The 21,014-nt window shown below is 71.6% G+C and carries 19 protein-coding genes and 4 tRNA genes; 21 read left to right on the forward strand and 2 right to left on the reverse strand.

What is annotated here, in order from left to right; genetic code table 11:
- Nucleotides 1-90: 90 nt before the first annotated feature.
- The 7 genes from GA0070603_RS23275 to GA0070603_RS23305 all read left to right on the forward strand — a co-directional run bounded on the left by GA0070603_RS23275 (nt 91) and on the right by GA0070603_RS23305 (nt 9,256).
- Nucleotides 91-1,350: an MFS transporter gene (locus tag GA0070603_RS23275; RefSeq protein WP_091317837.1), complete on the forward strand. Its 1,260-nt coding sequence runs from the start codon at nt 91-93 to the stop codon at nt 1,348-1,350.
- A gap of 520 nt (nt 1,351-1,870) precedes the next feature.
- The gene (locus GA0070603_RS23280; RefSeq protein WP_091317839.1) at nt 1,871-3,211 is read left to right on the forward strand and encodes a nucleotide sugar dehydrogenase; all 1,341 of its coding nucleotides are present in this window, start codon (nt 1,871-1,873) and stop codon (nt 3,209-3,211) included.
- The gene (locus GA0070603_RS23285; RefSeq protein WP_139131923.1) at nt 3,208-4,764 is read left to right on the forward strand and encodes a glycosyltransferase family 2 protein; all 1,557 of its coding nucleotides are present in this window, start codon (nt 3,208-3,210) and stop codon (nt 4,762-4,764) included. Before GA0070603_RS23280 ends, GA0070603_RS23285 begins: the two co-directional genes overlap by 4 nt.
- Nucleotides 4,757-6,253 carry a polysaccharide deacetylase family protein gene (locus GA0070603_RS23290; protein ID WP_091317844.1) on the forward strand — a complete coding sequence of 499 codons (1,497 nt, stop codon included), beginning with the start codon at nt 4,757-4,759 and terminating at the stop codon, nt 6,251-6,253. The genes GA0070603_RS23285 and GA0070603_RS23290 overlap by 8 nt, the downstream gene beginning before the upstream one ends.
- A gap of 26 nt (nt 6,254-6,279) precedes the next feature.
- On the forward strand, nt 6,280-7,638 hold the full coding sequence (locus tag GA0070603_RS23295; RefSeq protein WP_091317847.1) for a polysaccharide deacetylase family protein: 1,359 nt from the start codon (nt 6,280-6,282) through the stop codon (nt 7,636-7,638).
- Entirely contained in the window at nt 7,635-8,408 is a 774-nt protein-coding gene (locus GA0070603_RS23300; RefSeq protein WP_091317849.1) for a polysaccharide deacetylase family protein, read from the forward strand. Before GA0070603_RS23295 ends, GA0070603_RS23300 begins: the two co-directional genes overlap by 4 nt.
- Nucleotides 8,409-8,422: 14 nt before the next feature.
- A complete protein-coding gene (locus GA0070603_RS23305) occupies nt 8,423-9,256 on the forward strand; it encodes a hypothetical protein (protein WP_139131924.1) in 834 nt (277 codons plus the stop codon).
- 202 nt (nt 9,257-9,458) lie between these two features.
- Here GA0070603_RS23305 and GA0070603_RS23310 read toward each other — a convergent pair whose 3' ends face one another.
- Nucleotides 9,459-9,953, reverse strand: a complete 495-nt coding sequence (locus tag GA0070603_RS23310) for a YajQ family cyclic di-GMP-binding protein (RefSeq protein WP_167544580.1) — start codon at nt 9,951-9,953, stop codon at nt 9,459-9,461.
- Between the two features lie 148 nt (nt 9,954-10,101).
- On the opposite strand from GA0070603_RS23310, the gene GA0070603_RS23315 reads away from it, so the two are divergent.
- Nucleotides 10,102-10,185: transfer RNA gene (locus tag GA0070603_RS23315), tRNA-Tyr, on the forward strand.
- A gap of 155 nt (nt 10,186-10,340) precedes the next feature.
- Nucleotides 10,341-10,679, forward strand: a complete 339-nt coding sequence (locus tag GA0070603_RS23320) for a hypothetical protein (RefSeq protein ID WP_139131925.1) — start codon at nt 10,341-10,343, stop codon at nt 10,677-10,679.
- A 164-nt stretch (nt 10,680-10,843) separates the two neighbouring features.
- Here GA0070603_RS23320 and GA0070603_RS23325 read toward each other — a convergent pair whose 3' ends face one another.
- Nucleotides 10,844-11,236, reverse strand: coding sequence for a hypothetical protein (locus tag GA0070603_RS23325; protein ID WP_091317858.1), 393 nt, complete (start codon nt 11,234-11,236; stop codon nt 10,844-10,846).
- 791 nt (nt 11,237-12,027) lie between these two features.
- Here GA0070603_RS23325 and GA0070603_RS23340 point away from each other — a divergent pair.
- From GA0070603_RS23340 to rplK, 12 genes are all read left to right on the forward strand, one after another.
- Nucleotides 12,028-12,621: a tyrosine-type recombinase/integrase gene (locus GA0070603_RS23340; RefSeq protein ID WP_279627511.1), complete on the forward strand. Its 594-nt coding sequence runs from the start codon at nt 12,028-12,030 to the stop codon at nt 12,619-12,621.
- Between the two features lie 278 nt (nt 12,622-12,899).
- A complete protein-coding gene (locus GA0070603_RS23345; RefSeq protein WP_091317941.1) occupies nt 12,900-14,096 on the forward strand; it encodes an epoxide hydrolase family protein in 1,197 nt (398 codons plus the stop codon).
- A gap of 653 nt (nt 14,097-14,749) precedes the next feature.
- Complete coding sequence (locus GA0070603_RS23350) at nt 14,750-17,278, forward strand: putative bifunctional diguanylate cyclase/phosphodiesterase (protein WP_091317943.1); 2,529 nt, start codon at nt 14,750-14,752, stop codon at nt 17,276-17,278.
- Nucleotides 17,279-17,374: 96 nt separating this feature from the next.
- Nucleotides 17,375-17,447 (forward strand) — tRNA-Thr (locus GA0070603_RS23355).
- A 25-nt stretch (nt 17,448-17,472) separates the two neighbouring features.
- Nucleotides 17,473-17,545, forward strand: a tRNA-Met gene (locus tag GA0070603_RS23360).
- 134 nt (nt 17,546-17,679) lie between these two features.
- Complete coding sequence (gene rpmG, locus GA0070603_RS23365) at nt 17,680-17,847, forward strand: 50S ribosomal protein L33 (protein WP_067301359.1); 168 nt, start codon at nt 17,680-17,682, stop codon at nt 17,845-17,847.
- Between the two features lie 122 nt (nt 17,848-17,969).
- Nucleotides 17,970-18,416 carry a MaoC family dehydratase N-terminal domain-containing protein gene (locus GA0070603_RS23370; RefSeq protein ID WP_091317946.1) on the forward strand — a complete coding sequence of 149 codons (447 nt, stop codon included), beginning with the start codon at nt 17,970-17,972 and terminating at the stop codon, nt 18,414-18,416.
- A 4-nt stretch (nt 18,417-18,420) separates the two neighbouring features.
- Nucleotides 18,421-18,813 carry a MaoC family dehydratase gene (locus GA0070603_RS23375; protein WP_091317948.1) on the forward strand — a complete coding sequence of 131 codons (393 nt, stop codon included), beginning with the start codon at nt 18,421-18,423 and terminating at the stop codon, nt 18,811-18,813.
- 126 nt (nt 18,814-18,939) lie between these two features.
- Nucleotides 18,940-19,012 (forward strand) — tRNA-Trp (locus GA0070603_RS23380).
- 214 nt (nt 19,013-19,226) lie between these two features.
- Entirely contained in the window at nt 19,227-19,619 is a 393-nt protein-coding gene (secE, locus tag GA0070603_RS23385; RefSeq protein ID WP_091317950.1) for a preprotein translocase subunit SecE, read from the forward strand.
- A gap of 35 nt (nt 19,620-19,654) precedes the next feature.
- Nucleotides 19,655-20,377 (forward strand): transcription termination/antitermination protein NusG, encoded by a 723-nt coding sequence (gene nusG, locus GA0070603_RS23390; RefSeq protein ID WP_046567240.1) that lies wholly within the window; start codon nt 19,655-19,657, stop codon nt 20,375-20,377.
- 186 nt (nt 20,378-20,563) lie between these two features.
- A complete protein-coding gene (rplK, locus tag GA0070603_RS23395) occupies nt 20,564-20,995 on the forward strand; it encodes a 50S ribosomal protein L11 (RefSeq protein WP_013288647.1) in 432 nt (143 codons plus the stop codon).
- The last annotated feature ends 19 nt before the right edge of the window (nt 20,996-21,014 follow it).

Raw genomic sequence — 21,014 nt, forward strand, 5'->3', positions numbered from 1 at the left:
GGTGTGTCCGGGCACAAACCGTTTCCCCCGGATACACCTTGGCGTTAGGGTCGAAACGTCTCCCACTCGTTACACCCCTGGAGGTCGACCGTGGCCGCACTGCGCCAGTACCTGGGCGTCTGGCGGATTCCCGGCGCCCCGATGCTGCTGGTCCTCGGCGTCATCGGCCGGCTCGGGATCGGCATGACGCCCCTGGCGCTGCTGCTCGTGGTCGCCGAGGTCACCGACCGGTACTCGCTCGCCGCCGTCGCCGGCGGCGTCTACGCGCTCTCCGGCGCCGCGCTCAGCCCGGTCGCCGGGCGGATCGCCGACCGGGTCGGCCCCACCCCGGTGCTGCTGGCCACCGCCGTGGCCCACCCGCTCGCCCTCTTCGGTCTGCTCGGTGCCAGCCGGTCGGGCTCGGACAACCTTCCCCTGATCTACCTGGCCGCGGGTGTCGCCGGCGCCACCTACCCGCCGCTGACCGCCGCCATCCGGGGCGCCTGGAACGACCTCACCGCCCACGCCACCGGCCGGGCCCACCTGCGCAACACCGCGCTCGCCGCGGAGACCTCCCTCTTCGAGGTCGTCTTCGTGCTCGGCCCGCTGCTGGTGGCCGGCTTCGTCCTGGTCGCCGACGCCGCCGCCGCGCTCGTCGGCGCCGCCGTGGTCACCCTCGTCGGCACCACCGCAGTGGCGCTCGGCCGGGTCATGCGCGGCTGGCAGCCGCACCCCCGCGAACACCACGCCAGGGGCCTCGGCCCGCTGCGGCTCGGCGGCTTCCCGGCCCTGCTGCTGTGCGTCGCCAGCCTGGGCATCGCCTTCGGCGCGGCCGGCGTGACCGTCCCGGCCTTCGCCGGGAACGCCACCACCGACGACCCGGAGAGCCTCGCCGGCGTGCTGCTGGCCGTCTGGGGCGTCGGCAGCGCCTTCGGCGGATTCTGGTTCGGGGTACGCAAGCCCGCGGCCAACATGAGCCGCCAGTTCGCCTGGCTGCTCGGCGCGGTCGCGGCCAGCTTCGCCGTCTTCGCGGTGATGCCCGGGCCGGCGGCGCTCGGCGTCGCGCTGGTGCTGGGCGGGGCCACCATCGCCCCCGCGCTGACGCTGGAGAACACCCTGGTCGGCCGGATCATCCCGGCCGGCATGCTGAACGAGGCGTACACCTGGGTGGTCACCATGTCCGTGGCGGCGAGCGCCGCCGGGGGAGCGGTGGCCGGGCTGATCGTCGACCACGCGGGCGGCGTGCCCTGGGCGTTCCTGTTCGCCGGGGCGGCGGTCGCCGTCGGGGCCGCGGTCGCCGCGCCGCCCGCCGGCCCGATCGCCCGCGCCGAGGCGCGGGCGGTCCGCGCCGAGCACGCCGCCGCGGCCTGAGCCGGTCCGGCTGAGCGCCGGACCGGCCGCCCCGCACGGCGGGACGGGTGGCGTCGTCCGCCGGTCCGCCTTGCCGGACGCCGGCAGATCCGTTCCCTGCTGACCCTTCGGTCAGTCATGTCATGCTGCTGGTGCCCGGGGCAACCGAAAGTGCCGACGCGGCGTGAATGATCGGCACGGCGGGCTGGAGGCGGTGTCCCGCAATTCCGGCGGTCGGGTCCGGATGATTGTTTCTCCTTTCAGTACGCCGGTCGACTCCGATCGACCGTTTGTCCGTTCATGGCCTCCGAGAATGGAAAAACGCGCGTTCACGATTGCCTTCAAGGTCGTGTTCACGTTCCATTCTCAGCAGCGCGGGACAGCGTCTCTGCTGGTCCCCGCGCCGCTTGGATTCACCCAATCGATCGAACTGGATGCGGATTGTCGGCTAGCCGACAATCGTGTAACGCGATGACGCGTTCGAGCGCTATTCGTTTTTCCTGTGGTTCATCTGGTGTTTCCCGAGCGGAGGAGAACGGTGATGACCGTCGCTATTTCGGCCCCGTCCAGCGTTGCCCAGGAATTGCGGAACGAGGCGACCGGGGACTCGCCGGCCCGCGCCGCGCCGCCTCGCCACGACGTCGCGGTCGTCGGCCTGGGCTACGTGGGACTGCCCACCGCGCTCGCCCTGCACGCCACCGGGCGCCGGGTGCTGGGCATCGACGTCGATCCGGCCCGGCTGGCGGCCATCGGGCAGCGGCGGGTGGATCTGCTTCCCGCCGACCTGGTGCGCCTCGGCGACGCGCTGGCGGACCGGTCCGCCTTCGAGCTCACCGACGACCCGGCCCGGCTGGCCGACGCCGGCACCGTGCTGATCTGCGTACCCACGCCGGTCGACCCGCAGCTCGTGCCGGACCTGCGGATCCTGCGCCGGGCCTGCGAGACGGTGGTCAACCACGCCGTGCCCGGGCAGGTGCTGATTCTCACCTCGACCAGCTACGTCGGCACCACCCGGGAACTGCTCGCCGAGCCCCTGGCGGCGCGTGGGCTGCACCCCGGCGCCGACGTCTACGTCGCGTTCAGCCCGGAGCGGATCGACCCGGGCAACGACCGGCCACAGGCCCTCGTGCCCCGGGTGGTCGGCGGGGTCACCGCGCAGTGCCGGGACCGCGCCATGGCCGCCCTGCACGGCTACGGCCCGACCCTGCACGAGGTCTCCTCCGCCGACGCCGCCGAGATGACCAAGCTGCTGGAGAACACCTTCCGGGCCGTCAACATCGCGTTCGCGAACGAGATCGCGGAGGCCAGCCGGGCGTTCGGGTTGGACGTCCAGGAGGTGATCCAGGCGGCCGCCACCAAGCCGTTCGGATTCATGCCCTTCTACCCCGGGCCGGGCGTGGGCGGGCACTGCATCCCGTGCGACCCGCACTACCTGCTCTGGCAGCTTCGCGGCGCCCGGACCCCGGTGCCGGTCATCGAACACGCCATGACCGCGCTGGCGGGCCGGCCCCGCCTGGTGGTCGACCGGATCCGCACGCTGCTCGCCGACGCCGGAACGCCGCTGCGGGCCGCCCGGGTGCTGGTCGTCGGCGTCACCTACAAGCCCGACGTCGAGGACCTGCGCGAGTCGCCCGCCCTGGAGATCATCGAGCAGCTTCGGGCCGCCGGTGCCGCCGTCGACTACCACGACCCGCACGTGCCCCGGCTGCAGCTCGCCTCCGGTGTGCTGCGGAGCGTGCCGCACCCGGCCGGCGCGGAGGTCGACCTGGTGCTGGTGCACACCCTGCACCGCGCTGCCGACCTCGACTGGCTCGACCAGCACCCGCTGGTGCTGGACGCCACCTACCGGCTGGCCCCAGCGCAGGGACGGTTCCGGCTTTGAGGAACCGGCCCGCGCCGCCCCCGCACCAGCTGCCCTGGGCGGGCCGTCCGGTCGCCGCGCAGGGAGACCCGGAGGACACCCCGCGGCTCCCGGCGCTTGCGCTCGGGTGGCGGTACGCCGACCTCGCGGACACGGTTCTCCTACCCGTGGCCGCCCCGTCCGGTGCGCCCGACCCGGCGGGGGCGAGCGGCGGGGTGGAGCGGCACCGGGCCGAGCGCACCCGGCGGGGGCCCCGGCAGATCGCCGCACTGCTCGGCATCGCGGCGATCTGCGGGCTGATCGGCTGGCACGTCGGGATAAAGGTGATGTTCCTGCGCGGCAACCTGGTGGCCGCCGGCTACACCATCCTGATCAGCAGCTACGTGCTGAGCCGCTTCGTTCTCGCCGCGTTCTACCGGCCACCCCGGGACGTCGGGTTGGAGCCCACCGTGGCGATCATCGTGCCGGCCTACAACGAGGGCGAGGCGGTCGGCCGGACCATCCACTCCTGCCTGGCGCTCGACTACCCGGCCGAGAAGCTGGAGATCGTCGTCATCAACGACGGCTCCACCGACGACACCTGGGAGCAGATGCGGCGCGCCGCAGGCCGCTACCGGCCCGGCGCGGTGCGCTGCATCGACCTGGGACACAACCAGGGCAAGCGGGCGGCCATGGCTGCCGGCATCCGGGCCACCTCGGCGGAGATCCTGGTCTTCGTCGACTCGGACTCCATGCCCGCGCCGGACGCCATCCGCACGCTCGTGCAGGGTTTCGCCGATCCGAACGTGGGCGCGATCTCCGGGCTCACCTACGTCCGCAACGCGGAGGCGAACACCCTCACCCGGATGCAGGCGGTCCGGTACTACGTCTCCTTCCAGCTGCTGAAGAGCGCCGAGTCGGTGCTCGGGGCGGTCACCTGCTGCTCCGGCTGCTTCGCCGCGTACCGCCGCTCGGCGGTGGTGGACCTGCTCGAGGCGTGGGAGCACCAGCGATTCCTCGGCGTGGAGTGCACCTACGGCGACGACCGGGCCCTCACCAACCGGGTGCTGAAGGCCGGCTGGACCACCAGGTACGACGCCCGGGCCGAGGCGTGGACCGACGCGCCCGAGAAGTACGGCAAGTTCCTCCGCCAGCAGCTGCGCTGGAAGAAGTCCTGGACCCGGGAGGGGCCGCTGCTGCTGGCCCACATCTGGCGTACCCGCGCCCGGGCCCTGCCGTCCGTCGCCGTGCAGACCGCGGCCGGCCTGCTCAGCCCGGTGATCGTCCTCTACAGCCTGATCCAGCCGTTCGTCGACGGGCACTTCCCGCTTGTCTACTTCACCGGCCTCTACCTGGTGGCCGGCGCGTACGCCCTGGTCTACCGGATGCTGCGGCACGACGGCCTCTGGCTCTACGCCCTGCTCGGGACCTTCTTCTACATCCTGTTCTCGCCGCAACTGCTCTGGGCCGTCGCGAGGATCCGCGACGGCAGCTGGGGCACCCGGGGCGCGGCGCCGCCCCCGACCGCCCCGCCGGACCCGCCCCGGGTCCCGGTCCCGGCGGCCCGGCCCGTTCCGGCGGTGGCCCGTGACTGACCGTCCCTCGCCGGGGCGCCGGCTGCTCGCCCTGCTCACCGGCCTCGTCGCGGTCGCCGCCCTGCTCGCCGCCGGAGCGAGCTGGGTGACCCTGAGCCGCCCGTTCGACCCGCCGCAGCTCTCCGCCCTGACGGTGGCCGCGTCGGCGAACCGGCCGGCGATGCCCCGCTATCCCGGGGCGATCACCGTGCTCACGTACCACGGCGTCTCCGACGAGGACACCGCCGCCGGCACCGTGAGCCGGGCGACCTTCGCCGAGCACCTGGCCGCCCTGGCCGCCGCCGGCTACCGGACGGTGAAGCTCGCCGACGTGCGGGACGCGCTCGCCGGGCGCGCCGGCACGCTGCCGGATCGGCCGCTGCTGCTCACCTTCGACGACGGCTCCCTGACCACCTGGACCACCGTCGACCCGGTGCTGCGGGCGTACGGCTTCACCGGCGTGGCCTTCCTGACCACCGGACGGGTGGTCGCTCCCGGCACCCCGTCCACCTTCCTCTCCACCCGCCAGATCAGGGACCTGGCCGAGAGCGGGCGGTGGGAGTTCGGCTCGCACACCGACGCGCTGCACGACTGGGTGCCGGTCGCCGGCGACATTCAACCCGCGCTGACCAACCAGATCCTCGTGGCGGGCCGCCCGGAGACCCTGGCCGAGTGGCGCCGGCGCGTCTCCGCGGACCTCGAACGCAGCCAGGACTTCTTCCAGCGGGTCCTGGGCGAGCGGGCCACCGCCTTCTCCTACCCCTACGGGGAGGCGGGCCGGCTCTCGAACAGCATCGAGATCTCCCGGGAACTGCCCGTCCTGCTGGAACGCGCGGGCTTCTCGCTCGCCTTCACCGGCGAGAACGTTCCCAGCGGACACGTCAACGCCCTCGGCGGCTCCACCTCCCGGTGGCTGCTGCCCCGCATCGGCGTGCGTCGCAGCACGAGCACGGCGAGCCTGCTGACGATGATCCGCCGGTCCATCCCCACGGTGCCGCCCCGCGACCTCACCACCGCGCCGTGGCTGGCCGCCGAGGGGCGGTGCGCGGTGCGACCGAGCCGGCTGCGGGTGAGCGTCGACGGGCACGGCGCGGGGGAGTGCCGGCTCGACGAGGTCAACACCAGCCAGTGGCGGGACTACGACCTGACCCTGGCGGTCGATGGGCTGCGGCCCGGCGTCTCCGCCGTGGTCGCGGTCCGGGACGGGGGCGGCGCCGGGCACCGGGGCGCGGTCGAGGTGCTGGTCGGGCGGCGGCAGATCACCGTCCGCCAGCAGGTCGGCGACAGTGCCGCCACCCGCCTGGTCACCCGGGATCTGCGCAGCGGGGCCCACGTGCGGCTGACCGTGGAGGTCCGCGGGGACCGGATCACCGTGCTGCCGGCCGGCGCCCCGCCCATCACCGCCACCTTCGACAACCGGTTGCACGAGGGCGGGGTGGTCTTCTCCCTGACCGGCCCGGCCGGCACCTCCGTCGGTTACGACGCACCCGTCCTGACCCCGATCACCTGAACACCTCGCCGTCCAGAGGAGCCCCGATGCGCCGCCTTCATCTCGTCCACCGGAGACCGTCCACCACGATCCTGTTCCGTGCCCTGCTCGCCGCGCTGGCCGCGCTCCTGGTCGCGCCGGCCCTGCCGGGGGCTCCCGCGCGCGCCGCCGGCCCCACCGTCGTGTCGCTCACCTTCGACGACGGCGGGTACGACCAGTTCGCCAACGCCCGCCCGCTGCTCGACGCGCGCGGCATGCGCGGCACCTTCTACATCAACAGCGGCCGGGTCGGCGCCAGCGGCTACATGTCGCAGTCCGACCTGGCCACGCTTGCCGCGGCCGGGCACGAGATCGGCGGGCACACCGTCAGCCACGCGGACCTCAACGCCCTCTCCGCCGACGACCAGCGCCGGGAGATCTGCAACGACCGGGTGGCGTTGCTCGGGATGGGCTTCACCGTCAAGAACCTCGCCTACCCGTACGGCTCGGCCAACGCGACCACGAAGCAGGTGGCCGCCGAGTGCGGCTACAACAGCGCCCGGTCGGTGGGCGGCGTCGTCTCGCCCGGCTCCTGCTCCGGTTGCCCGTACGCCGAGTCGACGCCCCCGGTCGACCCGTACTTCACCCAGACCCCCGACTCGGTGCGCGACACCACGACACTGGAGCAGCTCAAGACGTACGTGACCCAGGCGGAGACGCACGGCGGCGGCTGGGTGCAACTGGTGATGCACCACGTCTGCGACGGCTGCGGCGGCGACTACGAGGTGAGCCCGGCGACCCTGGCGGCGTTCCTCGACTGGCTCGCTCCGCGGGCCGCCACCGGCACCACTGTCCGCACCGTCGACGAGGTGGTCGGTGGGGCGCTGAAGCCGGGCGTCCCCGGCCCGTCGCTCTCCTCGGCCGACCCGAACGAGCTGGTGCAGAACGCCTCGCTGGAGTCGGTGGGCACCAACTCGCTGCCGTCCTGCTTCCAGTTCGGCGGCTTCGGCACCAACAGCTACGCCTGGAGCCGCACCACCGACGCGCACACCGGCTCGTACGCCGAGCAGGTCACCGTGTCGAGTTGGAGCAGCGGCGACCGCAAGCTGGTGACCCGCCAGGACACCGGGGCGTGCGCGCCGGCCGCCGTCGCCGGCCACACGTACTCCGCGAAGGTCTGGTACCGGGGCAGTTGGAGCGCGACGAGCCGGGTCCAGCTCGTGGTCTACTACCGCAACGCCGCTGGTGGCTGGGTCTACTGGCTGACCGGCCCCGCCCTGCCGGTCAGCGCCGCCTGGGCGCAGACCCCGGCGTACGTGACCCCACCGGTGCCGGCCGGGGCCACCGCGCTCAGCTTCGGCCTGGCGCTGGTCGGCACGGGCACCCTGCTCACCGACGACTACAGCCTCCGGGACACGTCGGCATGACGCAGGAACCGACAGTGCCCGCGCGGGGTGGGCCGCACCGGCCCACCCTGCGCCGGCACCTCGGCGAGCTGCTGGCCGCGGTGGTCGCGCTCGCGGCGATGGTGGCGTTCACCGGGTACGTGCGGAACCCGCCCGCGGCTGAGCAGGAGCGCCCTGAGGTGCGCGTCGACCAGGCGGTGCTCGACCGGGCGAGCAGGGACAACCCGTGCACCCGAGGTCGCGTCATGCTCACCTTCGACGACGGCCCGGACGTGCACACTCCGGCCGTGCTCGAGGTGCTCCGCGCGTACGGCGTCCAGGCCACCTTCTTCGTGCTGGGGGAGAAGGCCCGGGCGCATCCCGGACTGGTGGCCGCCGAGGCGGCCGACGGGCACATCGTCGGCAACCACAGCTGGGACCATCCACACCTGGCCGATCTGAGCGCCGAGGCGGTCCGCGCCCAGCTGAGCGACACCCAAGCGGCGGTGACGGCGGCGGGCGTGCCGGCCCCCACCCTGCTGCGGCCGCCGTTCGGGAGCACCGGGCCGGTGGTGCACGACCAGGCGGCGGCGTTGCGCCTGCGGGAGGTGCGGTGGAGCATCGACACCAACGACTGGCGGGGACGGGCCGCGGCGGACATCGAGGCGGCCGTCCTGGCCCGGCTGCGTGCCGGCGCGGTGATCCTGCTGCACGACGGCAGCCGCGAGTCCGGCAACACGGTCCGGGCGCTGCCCGGGATCATCGAGGGGCTGCGACGACAGGGCTTCTGCACCGCCCCGATGGAGACGTGATGGGAGGGGGCGCCATGGCGACGACGGTGCGGCCACCCGCGCGCCACGTGGCGGGTCGCCGGGCGCGGCGCCGGTGGCTGCTCGCGGTCGTCGCGGCCGGGGTGGCCCTCCTCGTGCTGGCGTCGCTGGCCGTGCTGCGCTGGGAGCACGGCGCCGCACCGCAGGTCTTCGCCCCCTCCTTCGCCGGCCCGGACCAGCTCGTGACCAACGAGTACGCGCACCGCCACCCGGACCGGCCGGGAGTGCACCGCTCCGACGACTGGGAAGTGACAAGCGGCTCGCTCTACCGGCGGGGCGGGGTGGGCTGGACCGGTGTGCCGGACGCGGCGACCCCCGACGCGGAGTCCGCCACGGGCACCGGTTCCAGCGTCTTCCGGATGACCACTCGCCGCCACGACTTCGAGAACGTGCGGGTGTCGCTGCGGCTGCGCACCCTCGGGCTCACCGACCGGGGGCGGGAGGCGCCCGCCGGCACCGACGGCGTGCACCTGTTTCTCCGCTGGCAGGACGAGACCGAGCTGTACGTGGTGTCGCTGAACCGGCGTGACGACCGGATGGTGATCAAGAAGAAGCTGAGCGGCGGCGAGGTCAACGGCGGGACGTACGTGACCCTCGGGCAGGTCGACTACCGGGTGCCGCTCGGGGCCTGGCAGTCCTTCGAGGTGACGATCGCGACGACCCCCTCCGGTTCGGTGGGCATCGACGTGCGGCAGGGTGACCGGCTGCTGCTGGCCGCTACGGACGGCGGTGCGAACGGCCGGCCGATCACCGGCGCGGGCGCCGTCGGCGTGCGCGGGGACAACTGCGAGTTCGAACTCGGCCAGCTCCGCGTCGGCCCGGTCGAGTGAGGTCTCCGCCTCGCCGCCTGATCGAACTGTCGCCTACGGGGTAAGCCCGGGAGATGTTCCTCTTCTTCTCCAACCGCGTCGGCTGTCTCGGCTCGATCCTGGTCAGCGCGGTCCTGACGGTGATCCTGCTGCTGATCTTCTCGCGTTGACCTGGTCGGCGGGCTCCGGACGCCGAGCCCGCCGACCACCGTCAGTCGGGTGCCTAGCGGTAGTTGGTGAACTGGAGGGCGACGCCGAAGTCCTCACCCTTGAGCAGCGCGATGACGGCCTGGAGGTCGTCCTTTTTCTTGCCGGTGACCCGGAGCTGGTCGCCCTGGATCTGCGCCTGCACGCCCTTGGGGCCCTCGTCGCGGATCTTCTTGCTGATCGCCTTGGCCTTGTCCGAGTCGATGCCCTGGATGACCTTGGCGTCGATCTTGAAGACCTTGCCCGACGCGCGGGCCTCGCCGGCATCCAGCGACTTCAGCGAGATGTTCCGCTTGACCAGCTTCTCCTTGAAGACCTCCAGCGCGGCCCGGACCCGCTCCTCGGTCTCCGCCTGGAGGCCGATCGCCTCCTCGCCCGACCAGGAGATCTCGGCGCCGGTGCCGCGGAAGTCGAACCGCGTCGCGAGCTCCTTCTCCGCCTGGCGGAGGGCGTTGTCGACCTCCTGCCGGTCGACCTTGCTCACGATGTCGAACGACGGGTTCGCTGCCATGATCATGCTCCTGCTGTCCGGCGGTCTGTCCTGGTCCGTCCCCCACTGACCAGCGGTGGGACCCCCTGACGGTACCCGGTTGCGACGGACCCGGGGGCAACCGCTATCCTTGCTTCCGCCGCCGCGTCGCGACGCGGTGGTGTGCCCTGGCGGGTTGCCCGAGCGGCCAATGGGAGCGGACTGTAAATCCGTCGCGAAAGCTACAGAGGTTCGAATCCTCTACCCGCCACCAGGCAACGACAAGGCCCCTGAACTGCGAAAACGTGGTTCAGGGGCCTTCGTCGTTTCCTGCGATGATTGACCGCTGTTGCCCCTCATGCTCCGGCCGATCGGGCACGTAGCGGGCACGTCCTGGAGCTGCGGCACGGCCCAGACGGGAGCTGGTTGGTGACGCGAGACGAACTTCTGAGCGCGCTTGCTGATGACGTACCGGCGCATCGCGCGTGCCGGCAGGCGTTGCTTCAGGGCGCTGAGTTTGTCGTCTGGGATGAGGGGATACCGGCGTCGCACCTGGAGTCGATCTATCGGCGCCGCGAGCGGCACATCCGTAGAACAGGCCAACGGACAATCGGGCTGCGGGAGGCCGTGGAGCAACTTCGAGAGCGCAGGCCGGAACTCGTACGGCTGGGCAAGGTGACAGTGAAAGATCCGCCCTGGGCGTACATGCTGTTTCTAGCCTTGGACCGGCCGCACGTGATCGGGTGCACCGGGGTCGAGCGCGATTAGAGGCCAGGCGGCACCGTCAGTTTGAAAGAGCGCCATCAAGCGGTCGTGATGTCCGAAACGCCTGCGGCCAGCGGCCGACCTGGTTACCTCTCGGGCCCGCTCGTGACTGCTGCGCGCCAGGGTTACTGGCCCACGGATGGCCCATGCCGGAGGCCACCAGCCACCTACGCGCCCTTGACTCCCATCCCTCTCGTCCGCCTGAGAGATCGCTGCCCACCGCCCGCCTCTTGCCACGCCGACAGCTCCTGCCGAAGCCGTCTTACCTCCTCAGGAGGGGCGTCCGGGAAGCTGGGGACTGCTCCAGCGATCTCCTCCACCGCCTCCTCACCGATCACCTGACTGATGGCATCCCACAGGGCCATTCGCGCCTGAGAAACCTGCGGGCCGACCAGCCACTCGGTGACGAATCGGTCGAGGGTCGCGGCGTCTGCCTCGCCGCCCGCCATCCGTGAACTGATCCGGTCAAGCGAGACGGTGAGGCACTCAAGCAAGCGCGCTACCTCGATCGCCTGGTCGAGCGGGACGGTCACCGTTGATTCGTCGCTGTCTGCGTCCAAGAGTGCCCCCTTTGATCAAAGCAGTCGTAGGCCGTCCGAGTTCCTCGGGCGGATGGCCGCCAGTCTGCCCCCATCCCCTGATAGGTGCCGAGGACTGCGGCGGCCGGTCGGGGTCAAGGGTGGCCGTAGGCCATCGGCGTGCCGACGCGCAGCGCCCTTGACGCCGGCCGGGTGGCGTAGAGGATCGGGCACCAGGCGGATGGGCCACGTCCTGGTCCTCGTCGTCATCGAGCCGCGGGCAATGCCCACGTGACTCGGAGGCAAGCAGCTCTGCGCGGCAGCGATCGCCCCGCCGTCAACGGAGAGCAACCCCGATGGCGGTCGTCCCGCCTCAGCCCTTCATGCCCTTGGTGTTCCGCGCCAGCGTGGCCGGCCGGCCCGGCCGATGCCGGCCGGAGGTCGCCAGCAGGCCGGGGCCGGGCCGGCGCGGCCCGCTGTGCGGGCCGCCTTGACGCCGACGCTCAAGGCCAAGACCCGGCACACGTGCCGGTCGCTGCTGACGCGGATGATCCTTCCGCGTTTCGGCAACGTGGTGATCTCCGCCGTCCTGCCGATGACCGTGGGCGCTGGGTGGCCGACCTGACTACCCGCGTCGGCCCCTCTCAGGTGCGTCAGGCGTACCGGCTGCTGTCGCAGATCATGTCCTCGGCCGTCGACAACGGGATGATCCCGGTGACCCCGTGCCGGGGCGTCAAGCTACCTCGGCTACCAGAGCCGAACCCGACCATCCTCACGGCCGCGCACGTCGACCGGCTCTTGGCCGAGTTGTCACCGCCGGATGACCGCTGGTCCTGGTCCTCGCCTACGGCGGGCTGCGGATCGGGGAAACGCTGTGCCTGCGCCGCCGGCACGTCGACGTGCCGGATGGTCGGATGATCGTGGCCGAGTCGGTGGCCCAGCTCCCCGGTGGCCCGATCATCGACACCCCGAAGAGTCACCAGCGGCGGGAACTGGCTCTGCCGGCCTTCGTGGTCGACCGGCTCCGACAGCACCTCGCCGAGCTGCCCGATGACCCGGACGCGATCCTCTTCCCTGGCCGGCAGCAGCGGACCGCCGGCCGGCCGCAGAGCTACAACGGCTGGAAGTACCGATTTGACCGGGCGGTCGAGCGGGCGGGCCTGACCGACCTGATCCCTCACGACCTTCGGGCGACGCACGGTGGCTGGGTGGCTGATTCTCATGGCGTCCTGGTCGCCGCCCGCCGGCTGGGTCACTCCAACGCCAGCGTCACGACTCGCCACTACGCCCGAGCTGTCGACGGCCGGGACGCCGAGGTGGCCGCCTTCCTCGACCGGGCACGGAAGGCCAAAGATCATTCCGGAGGGGCACGCAACGGGCACGCGGGGGAGTCCGAGCCGCCGACCGGGAGAGAAAAGCGGTCCTGACCTGCCCAGACTTCCATCGATGACCTTGATAACGGGCTTGTAAATCCGTCGCGAAAGCTACAGAGGTTCGAATCCTCTACCCGCCACCAGGTGCAGAGACGGCCCCGTGAGCCACGTGCTCCGGGGCCTTACTCGTGGGGTCGGTGAGCCGCTCCGGGTCGTACCCGAGCATTTCTTCGCATTTCGGTCCGCCGGTCGCCCGGCCGCTGCGACGATGGGCGCGTGCCAGCCCCACCGGCGCCCCGGCGCCGGGCGACGCGAACCGGCAGGTGGAGAGCATGTCCAACGGCAACGACGTCCGTCCGTTCCGGCTCGACACGCCCGACGAAGCGCTTGCCGATCTGCGCCGCCGGGTCGAGGCCACCCGCTGGCCGAGCCGGGAGCTGGTCGACGACCGTTCCCAGGGCGTGCAGCTGGCGACGGTCCAGGAGCTGGCCCGCTACTGGACCAGCGGCTACGACTGGCGCGCCTGCGAGGCGAAGCTGAACGCGCTGCCGCAGTTCACGACCTCCATCGACGGCGTCGACATCCACTTCATCCACGTGCGCTCGAAGCACGAGGACGCCCTGCCGCTGATCATGACGCACGGCTGGCCCGGCTCCGTCGTCGAGCTGCTCGGATCCGTCGGCCCGCTCACCGACCCGACCGCGCACGGCGGCGCCGCCGAGGACGCGTTCCACCTGGTGCTGCCGTCCCTGCCCGGCTACGGCTTCTCAGCCGAGCCGACCGAGCTCGGCTGGAATTCCAACCGGATCGCCCAGGCGTGGGCGCAGCTGATGGACCGCCTCGGCTACCCGCGCTACGTCGCGCAGGGGGGCGACGTGGGCGCCTCCGTCACGGACGCGATGGGCCGTCAGGCGCCCGAAGGGCTGGTCGGCATCCACCTCACCCTGCTGGCCGGGGCGATCGGCATCAAGGACAAGCTGCCGGCGAACACCGAGCAGGAGCGCGCGGCGCACGGCGCGCTCGAGACCTTCATGAAGGACGGCTTCGGCTACTTCCTGGAGCAGTCCACCCGACCGCAGACGATTGGCTACTCGCTGCTGGACTCGCCCGTCGGGCTGGCGGCCTGGATGCTCGACCACGACACGGACAGTTACTACAAGATCTCCCGCGCGTTCGTCGACGGCGAGCCGGTGGGCCGTCTCACCCGGGACAGCGTCGTCGACAACATCACGCTGTACTGGTTGACCGGTACGGGTGCGTCGTCCGCCCGGTGGTACTGGGAGGCCGGCCGGTTCCTGGCCGCGGCCGCGGCGTCCGGCCAGGCGCCGCCGCCGGTCTCGGTTCCGGTCGGCTTCACCGCGTTCCCCGGCGAGATCTGGGCTGCCCCGCGCAGCTGGGCAGAGACGGTCTACCCCGGTCTCGCCTACTTCAACGAGGTGGAGAAGGGTGGCCACTTCGCCGCCTGGGAGGAGCCGGAGCTGTTCGCGACCGAGGTGCGGGCCGCGTTCCGGCCCCTGCGGCAGTCCTGACCCCGCCGCTGCTCCGGACGAGTGCCGATCCGCCTCGGGCCGGGGCGCGCGAATCGGACAGCCCGAGCCTCTTGCCCGGACATCGATGATGGTGGAGTCTGTTCGACGGGGCTACCGCAACCGCCCGCTTCGCCGTCCATTGTGGCCAAGACTTCCGATCATCATGGCTGGTAGACGAATCTGCTCTTACGCGCGGTTTAACCGGGAAGTCGTTGTGCGCGCCTTCCGTAGCAGCGTCGGGACCGATCGTGACAGCATGCTGGGCCGGAGGGGCGGGCGTGCCGGTCGAACGGATGATTTCCCTGTCTGACGCCCCGAGGGGAGCCCTCCACCGCTTTTGTGCGTGCTCCCCGTGTGGCACGATCGTGGAACCTCCACCATCGCCGAAACTCTCCCGACAGGAGCAATCATGTCTGGTCGAAGGTTGGGCCGGCTGCTTGGCTCACTTCTTGTTCTCGCCGCTCTCATTGGTGGTGTCGGCGGTTTCGATTTCGATGGCAGCACGGGGGGCGCGCAGACCCAGGACCTCATCTGGACGTGACCGGCCCCCCGGTCCATCTCCGTCGATCTCCGGTTGACACGAGCGCCATGCCAGCCGGAGATCGAACCGTGCCGGTGACGGGACGGCGCGCCGCCAACGACAAGGGAGCGGCATGAGCGGTCGCGGTCAGCCACGGCGCAGGACGTCCGAGGACGCCTGGATCATCACGGCGCCGATGGCCCTGTTCGCCGTGGCCTGCGCCACGGTGACCGGCCTGCTCGCCGATCACCCCTTCGGCCGCTGGCCGCAGGCGGCGCTCTTCCTGGTCCTGATGGTCGCGGCCGGGCTGCCGCTGCTGAATCTCGTCGTCCGCCGGCAGACGTCGGCCGTCACGCTGACCGAGTTGCCGCTGGTGCTGGCACTCTTCTTCCTGCCACCGCTCAGCGTCGTCGTCATCTACTCGCTTGCCACGCTCGTCACGAACATCCGGCACCGCCTGTCGGCGCCGAAGGTCTGGTTCAACGTGGCCCGGGCCGCGGCCGGCACCTCGCTGGCCGTCCTGGTGCTCCAGGCGCTCCCGCCGCTCACGGAGGTGGAGCCGCGGACCTGGATCAGCATCGCCGCCGCAGTCAGCATGGTGCTGCTGGTCAGCGTCGTCAGCGTGGTCGCGGTGCACACCCTCCTCAACGGGTGGCAGACCGGCCGCGGGGCCGTCCGCAGCGTCAAGACCGCGTTGCTGACGGCAGCGATCAACGTGACGGTCGGGCTGATCGTGCTGATCCTGGTGCGCAGCACCGGGTGGTCGGTGCTGCTGCTCGCCGCACTCGGCGCCGGGCTGGTGCCGGTCTACCGGTCGTACGCGCAGTTCTTCCGGCAGCACCGCACCCTGACCGACCTCTACGAGCTGACCCGCGCGGTGATGGAGAGCGGGCAGACCGGCACGCTGGCCGACGCCCTGCTCGGCCGGGTGCGGGCCCTCATGCAGGCCGAGTACGCGACGCTCTGGCTCCCGGCCCAGGGGCGGCACCCGGAGACCCTGCTGACCGCTCGGGTGGACGACCCGGGGCTGCTGGACGTGGCGAAGACCCCGCAGGCGCTCCGGGAGAAGGTGCGGGACGCCCGCCGTACGGTCGCGGTCGGCCGGGGCGTGACCACGGACGGCGAGTTCCGGACGGAGCTGGGGGAGCAGCGGGTCAAGGACGTCGTGGTGGTGCCGCTGCGCTCCGGCCCGGTGGTGATCGGCACCCTGGAGGTGGCCAACCGGCTCGGTGACGGCAACCACTTCACCCAGGCGGACATCGCGGTCTTCGAGACCGTCGCCGCGCACGCCGCGGTCGCCCTGGAGAACTCGCGGCTGGTCGACCGACTGCGGCACGACGCCGAGCACGACGCGCTGACCAAGCTGCCCAACCGACGGCGGGTCACCGCGGCCATGACCGAGGCGGTCCGGATCGCGGCGCCCGGCGAGGTGGTGGCGCTGCTGCTCTTCGACGTCGACCGGCTGCGCCAGGTCAACGAGTCGCTCGGCCACGCGGCCGGTGACAAGGTCCTCGTCGAGGTGGCCGAGCGGCTGCGCGCCTGCGCGCCCTCCTCGGCCCTGGTCGGTCGGGCCGGCGGCGACGAGTTCCTGGTGACGCTGCGGCTGGAGAGCACCGAGGCGGCGCTGGAACTGGCCGGCCAGTTGCGTGAGCAGATCCGCGACGAGATGGTCTTCGACGCGCTCACCCTGGACGTGGACACCGTGGTGGGGGTGGCCGTCCATCCCGACCACGGCAGCGACGCGGCGGCCCTGCTCCAGCGGGTCGACCTGGCCGCCACGGCCGCCAAGTCGGTCCCGGGCAGCGTGCAGCTCTACAGCCCGGCGCTGGAGTCCCGGTCGCTGCGCCGGCTGGGCCTCGCCGGCGACCTGCGCCGGGCGCTGGACGACGGGGAGCTGGAGGTCTACTTCCAGCCCAAGGTCACGCTGCGGGACCGGCGCCTGGTCGGGGTGGAGTGCCTGGCCCGCTGGGAGCACCCGGCGCACGGCACGGTCGTCCCGGACGACTTCGTGGCGGTGGCCGAGCACACCGGCCAGCTCGGCCGGCTCACCGAGTTCGTGCTCCGGGAGAGCCTGCGGCGCAGCCGCGACTGGAGCCACGGCGGGCAGGCCCTCGCCATCTCGGTGAACCTCGCCGCCCGGACGCTCACCGACCAGCACTTCCCGGCACTGGTACGGGACCTGCTCGACGAGTACGGCGTACCGCCGCAGCGGCTCACCCTGGAGATCACCGAGGCCGGTGTGCTCGACGGCACCGAACGTCCCATTCCGACCCTGAAGCGCCTCCGCGACCTGGGTGTCCGCCTCTCGGTCGACGACTTCGGCACCGGCAACTCGTCCCTGGCCCAGCTCCGCCGGCTGCCCGTGCACGAGGTCAAGGTCGACAGGTCGTTTGTGCAGGGGATGGCCACCGATCCGGGCGACCTGGCCATCGTCAACGCCGTGGTGACCCTGTCGCAGCAGTTCGGCCTGGCCGTGGTGGCCGAGGGCGTGGAGAGCGAGCTGACCCTGGAGCTGCTCCAGGACATCGGCTGCGAGATCGGCCAGGGCTTCCTGTTCAGCCGGCCCCTGCCGTACGAGCGTTTGGAGGCCTGGTTCGGTGCCCAGGTCGACCCCGAGACGATCGCGGCGGGCGAGCTTCCGCGCCTCCGGGTCGTGCCCTGACCTGCGCGGACGCGGTAACCGGGGATCCGATTTCACCTCGGCGGCGGGGTCGTGTACTGTTTCCTCTGCGCGACACCCCACGGGGTGATCGGGTAGGCCCCCTTAGCTCAGTCGGCAGAGCGTCTCCATGGTAAGGAGAAGGTCTACGGTTCGATTCCGTAAGGGGGCTCAGAGGGTCCGGCTGGACCCGCCACGGCGGTGTAGCTCAGATGGCAGAGCAAGCGGCTCATAATCGCTGTGTCGCCGGTTCAAGTCCGGCCACCGCTACTTTCGTCGTCCTCCGGGTGCGCCCGGTGGCCGGTGGGATGGGCGCCATAGGCGCCCACTTTGCATGTCCGCGTAGGCAGCGCGTAGGCTGATACGCCGTAGTTGTTACCCGTGAGCGAGGAAGGCACTCCGCCGTGGCGAAGGCGACCGATGTCCGGCCGAAGATCACTTTGGCGTGTGTGGAGTGCAAGGAGCGCAACTACATCACGCGCAAGAACCGCCGTAACGACCCGGACCGCATCGAGCTGAAGAAGTTCTGCCCCCGGGATGGCAAGCACACCATCCACCGCGAGACCCGCTGACCCGCGGCCGGCACCGCCGGCCCGCAGACAGCTTCCGAACGCCGGTCCGCACGGACGGCGGCCCCTAACGGCCGACCGCCCGTACGGATCGGCGTTCGTGCTTTCCGTGTAGGTTCGCGGGCATGTCCCTGGACCCGTCCTTCGTCGGCCGGACCTATCCGCCGACCGCCCCCTACCAGGTGGGCCGAGAAAAGATCCGCGAGTTCGCCACCGCCATCGGAGCGACCGACCCGGCGCATCACGACCCGGCGGCCGCCCGGGCGCTCGGCCACCCCGACGTGGTGGCCCCGCCGACCTTCCCGGTGATTGTGACCATGGCCGCCAGCCGGCAGATCGTCGAGGACCCGGCGCTGGGCGTCGACTACAGCCGGGTGGTGCACGGCGACCAGCGCTTCGCGTACACCCGGCCGGTGGTGGCCGGGGACGAGCTGGTCTGCGTGAACACCATCGAGGAGGTCACCAACCGGGGCGGGCACGGCTTCCTGACCACCCGCACCGACGTGAGCACCGTCGCCGGCGAGCCGGTGGTGGCCGTGTGGTCCAAGATCGTCGTACGCGGGGAGGCCTGAGGAGATGGAGCTGCCCACCCAGACGTTCCGGGTGACCCGCGCGGACCTGGTCCGCTACGCGGGCGCCTCGGGCGACTTCAACCCGATCCACTGGAGCGACCGGACCGCCACGAAGGTCGGCCTGCCCGGGGTGATCGCCCACGGCATGTTCACCATGGCCCTGGTCGGCCGGGCGGTGACCACCTGGGCCGGCGCGCCGGACGCGGTGGTCGACTTCAACGTCCGCTTCACCCGGCCGGTGGTCGTGCCGGACACCGACGAGGGCGCCGAGGTCGAGGTCTCCGCGGTGGTCAAGGAGGTCACGGATGACGGCCTGACCAGGCTCGACATCACCGCGACCTGCCTGGGGGAGAAGGTGCTGTCGCAGGCTCGCGCGACCGTCCGGACGCCTCGCTGAGGATCCGTTCGACGCGCGAGGGGTGGACCGGTTGGGAAAGTCGCACGACTACCCGTACACTGGTCCGCCGTGGGGCAAGTGACCCCTGCTCGGCACCGTGTGTCCGAGTGGGGTGAGTTGCCGCACAGGGGTGTAGCTCAATTGGCAGAGCAGCGGTCTCCAAAACCGCAGGCTGCAGGTTCAAGTCCTGTCACCCCTGCGCCTCAGGCCTGACCGTTCCCGTGGGTCGCGCCGCCGCACAGCGGCGCCCGGCCCGTGGTGGTGGCATCGGCGGGGTTGGTTCCGAGGCATTCGGGGCCCTCCCGGTCGGTCCGCCGGCCGCGGCCCGTCGCGGGACGGTTGGTCCGGCCGGCGTGACCACACGCCGCGCACGCCGCCCGGCGTGCGACCCGATATCCCGCACGGAGGGCGAAGTGGCCGAGAGCAAGCGGCGCGGCGAGGACGCCGGCGACGAGCGTCTGGACGACGACGCGACCGTCGACGGTGTGGCCGACGACGACGCCACCGACGCGGACGAGCCTGTCTCCCGGGGCGGCACCGCCACGCGCAAGCGGGCCCGCGCCGATTCCACCGAGGGGCGGAAGACCCGCAGGGACACCGAGCGGATCGGGCTGTTCGCCCGCATCGCGCGGTTCTTCCGCGAGGTCGTGGCCGAGCTGCGTAAGGTCATCTGGCCGACCCGCAAGGAGCTGCTGACCTACACGGCCGTGGTGGTCACCTTCGTCGCGGTGATGTTGGCGATCGTGGCCGGCCTGGACTACGGCTTCGCGAAGGCGGTGCTGTGGGTCTTCGGCAACCCGAGCTGACCTGCGGACAGCGATAGTGACGGAAGTGAGCGAGCGTGCCTGAGTACGACGAGACCGCCGAGACCCCGGACGAGCAGTCCACGGTGGCGACGGCGGCCAACGATGAGTCGGTCGAGGCCGCCAGCGAGCCGGAGTTCCCGACCACCGAGCCCGCCCCGGACGAGGACTTCGACCCGGTCGCCGAGCTGCGCCAGAAGCTGCGCTACGCCCCCGGCGACTGGTACGTGGTGCACTCCTACGCCGGCTACGAGAACAAGGTCAAGACCAACCTCGAGACCCGGATCACCTCCCTCGACATGGAGGACTTCATCTACCAGGTCGAAGTGCCGACCCGGGAAGAGGTCGAGGTCAAGAACGGCAAGCGGTCGCAGGTCCAGGCGAAGGTCTTCCCGGGCTACATCCTGGTCCGGATGGAGCTGACCGCCGAGTCCTACTCCTGCGTCCGGAACACCCCGGGGGTCACCGGCTTCGTCGGCGCGACCGACCGGGCCGACCGGCCGGCGCCGCTGAGCCTCGACGAGGTCCTCAAGTGGCTGGCCCCGGCGGTCGAGACCGAGCAGAAGAAGGCGAAGCCCGAGGTCAAGGTCCTCGACTTCGAGGTCGGCGACTCGGTCACCGTCACCGACGGCGCCTTCGCCTCGCTGCCGGCGACGATCAGCGAGATCAACGCCGACCAGCAGAAGCTCAAGGTCCTGGTGTCGATCTTCGGCCGGGAGACCCCGGTCGAGCTCAACTTCAACCAGGTCGCCAAGATCTGACGCACGTCCGCACCGGCGGTGGGCCTCCGGGCCGGCCGCCGGTGCGTCGTTTTCCCGGCCCGCCGGACCTCGGCGGCGAGGGTGGCGGAAGGCTGCGCTACCCTAGAACGTCGGCTGTCCGCACCGCGCTGACCGTGCGCGCCCGCGGGCCGGCGAAAATCCCAGTTCCAAGCCCCAGGAAGAGACATGCCTCCGAAGAAGAAGCTCGTCAAGACGTTCACGCTTCAGCTGCCGGCGGGCCAGGCCACCCCGGCGCCGCCGGTCGGCCCCGCGCTCGGCCAGCACGGCGTGAACATCATGGAGTTCTGCAAGTCCTACAACGCGCAGACCGAGTCCCAGCGGGGCGACATCGTCCCCGCCGAGATCAGCGTCTACGAGGACCGCACCTTCACCTTCGTGCTGAAGACCCCGCCCGCCGCCCGGCTGCTGATCAAGGCCGCCGGCGTGCAGAAGGGCTCGGGCGTCCCGCACAAGGAGAAGGTCGGCTCGGTGACCCGCGCCCAGCTCCGGGAGATCGCCGAGAAGAAGATGGCGGACCTGAACGCCAACGACATCGACCAGGCCGAGAAGATCATCGCCGGCACCGCCCGGTCGATGGGCCTGACCGTCGCCGACTGACCTCGTAGCACCGCTCCAG

Source organism: Micromonospora chersina (assembly GCF_900091475.1).
Classification (GTDB): Bacteria; Actinomycetota; Actinomycetes; order Mycobacteriales; family Micromonosporaceae; genus Micromonospora; species Micromonospora chersina.

Coding starts and splice junctions, on each gene's coding strand:
- GA0070603_RS23280 (WP_091317839.1), top strand. CDS start 1,871: ATGACCGTCGCTATTTCGGCCCCGTCCAGCGTTGCCCAGGAATTGCGG.
- GA0070603_RS23295 (WP_091317847.1), top strand. CDS start 6,280: ATGCGCCGCCTTCATCTCGTCCACCGGAGACCGTCCACCACGATCCTG.
- GA0070603_RS23300 (WP_091317849.1), top strand. CDS start 7,635: ATGACGCAGGAACCGACAGTGCCCGCGCGGGGTGGGCCGCACCGGCCC.
- GA0070603_RS23305 (WP_139131924.1), top strand. CDS start 8,423: ATGGCGACGACGGTGCGGCCACCCGCGCGCCACGTGGCGGGTCGCCGG.
- GA0070603_RS23310 (WP_167544580.1), bottom strand. CDS start 9,953: ATGGCAGCGAACCCGTCGTTCGACATCGTGAGCAAGGTCGACCGGCAG.
- GA0070603_RS23345 (WP_091317941.1), top strand. CDS start 12,900: ATGTCCAACGGCAACGACGTCCGTCCGTTCCGGCTCGACACGCCCGAC.
- GA0070603_RS23350 (WP_091317943.1), top strand. CDS start 14,750: ATGAGCGGTCGCGGTCAGCCACGGCGCAGGACGTCCGAGGACGCCTGG.
- GA0070603_RS23370 (WP_091317946.1), top strand. CDS start 17,970: ATGTCCCTGGACCCGTCCTTCGTCGGCCGGACCTATCCGCCGACCGCC.
- GA0070603_RS23375 (WP_091317948.1), top strand. CDS start 18,421: ATGGAGCTGCCCACCCAGACGTTCCGGGTGACCCGCGCGGACCTGGTC.
- rplK (WP_013288647.1), top strand. CDS start 20,564: ATGCCTCCGAAGAAGAAGCTCGTCAAGACGTTCACGCTTCAGCTGCCG.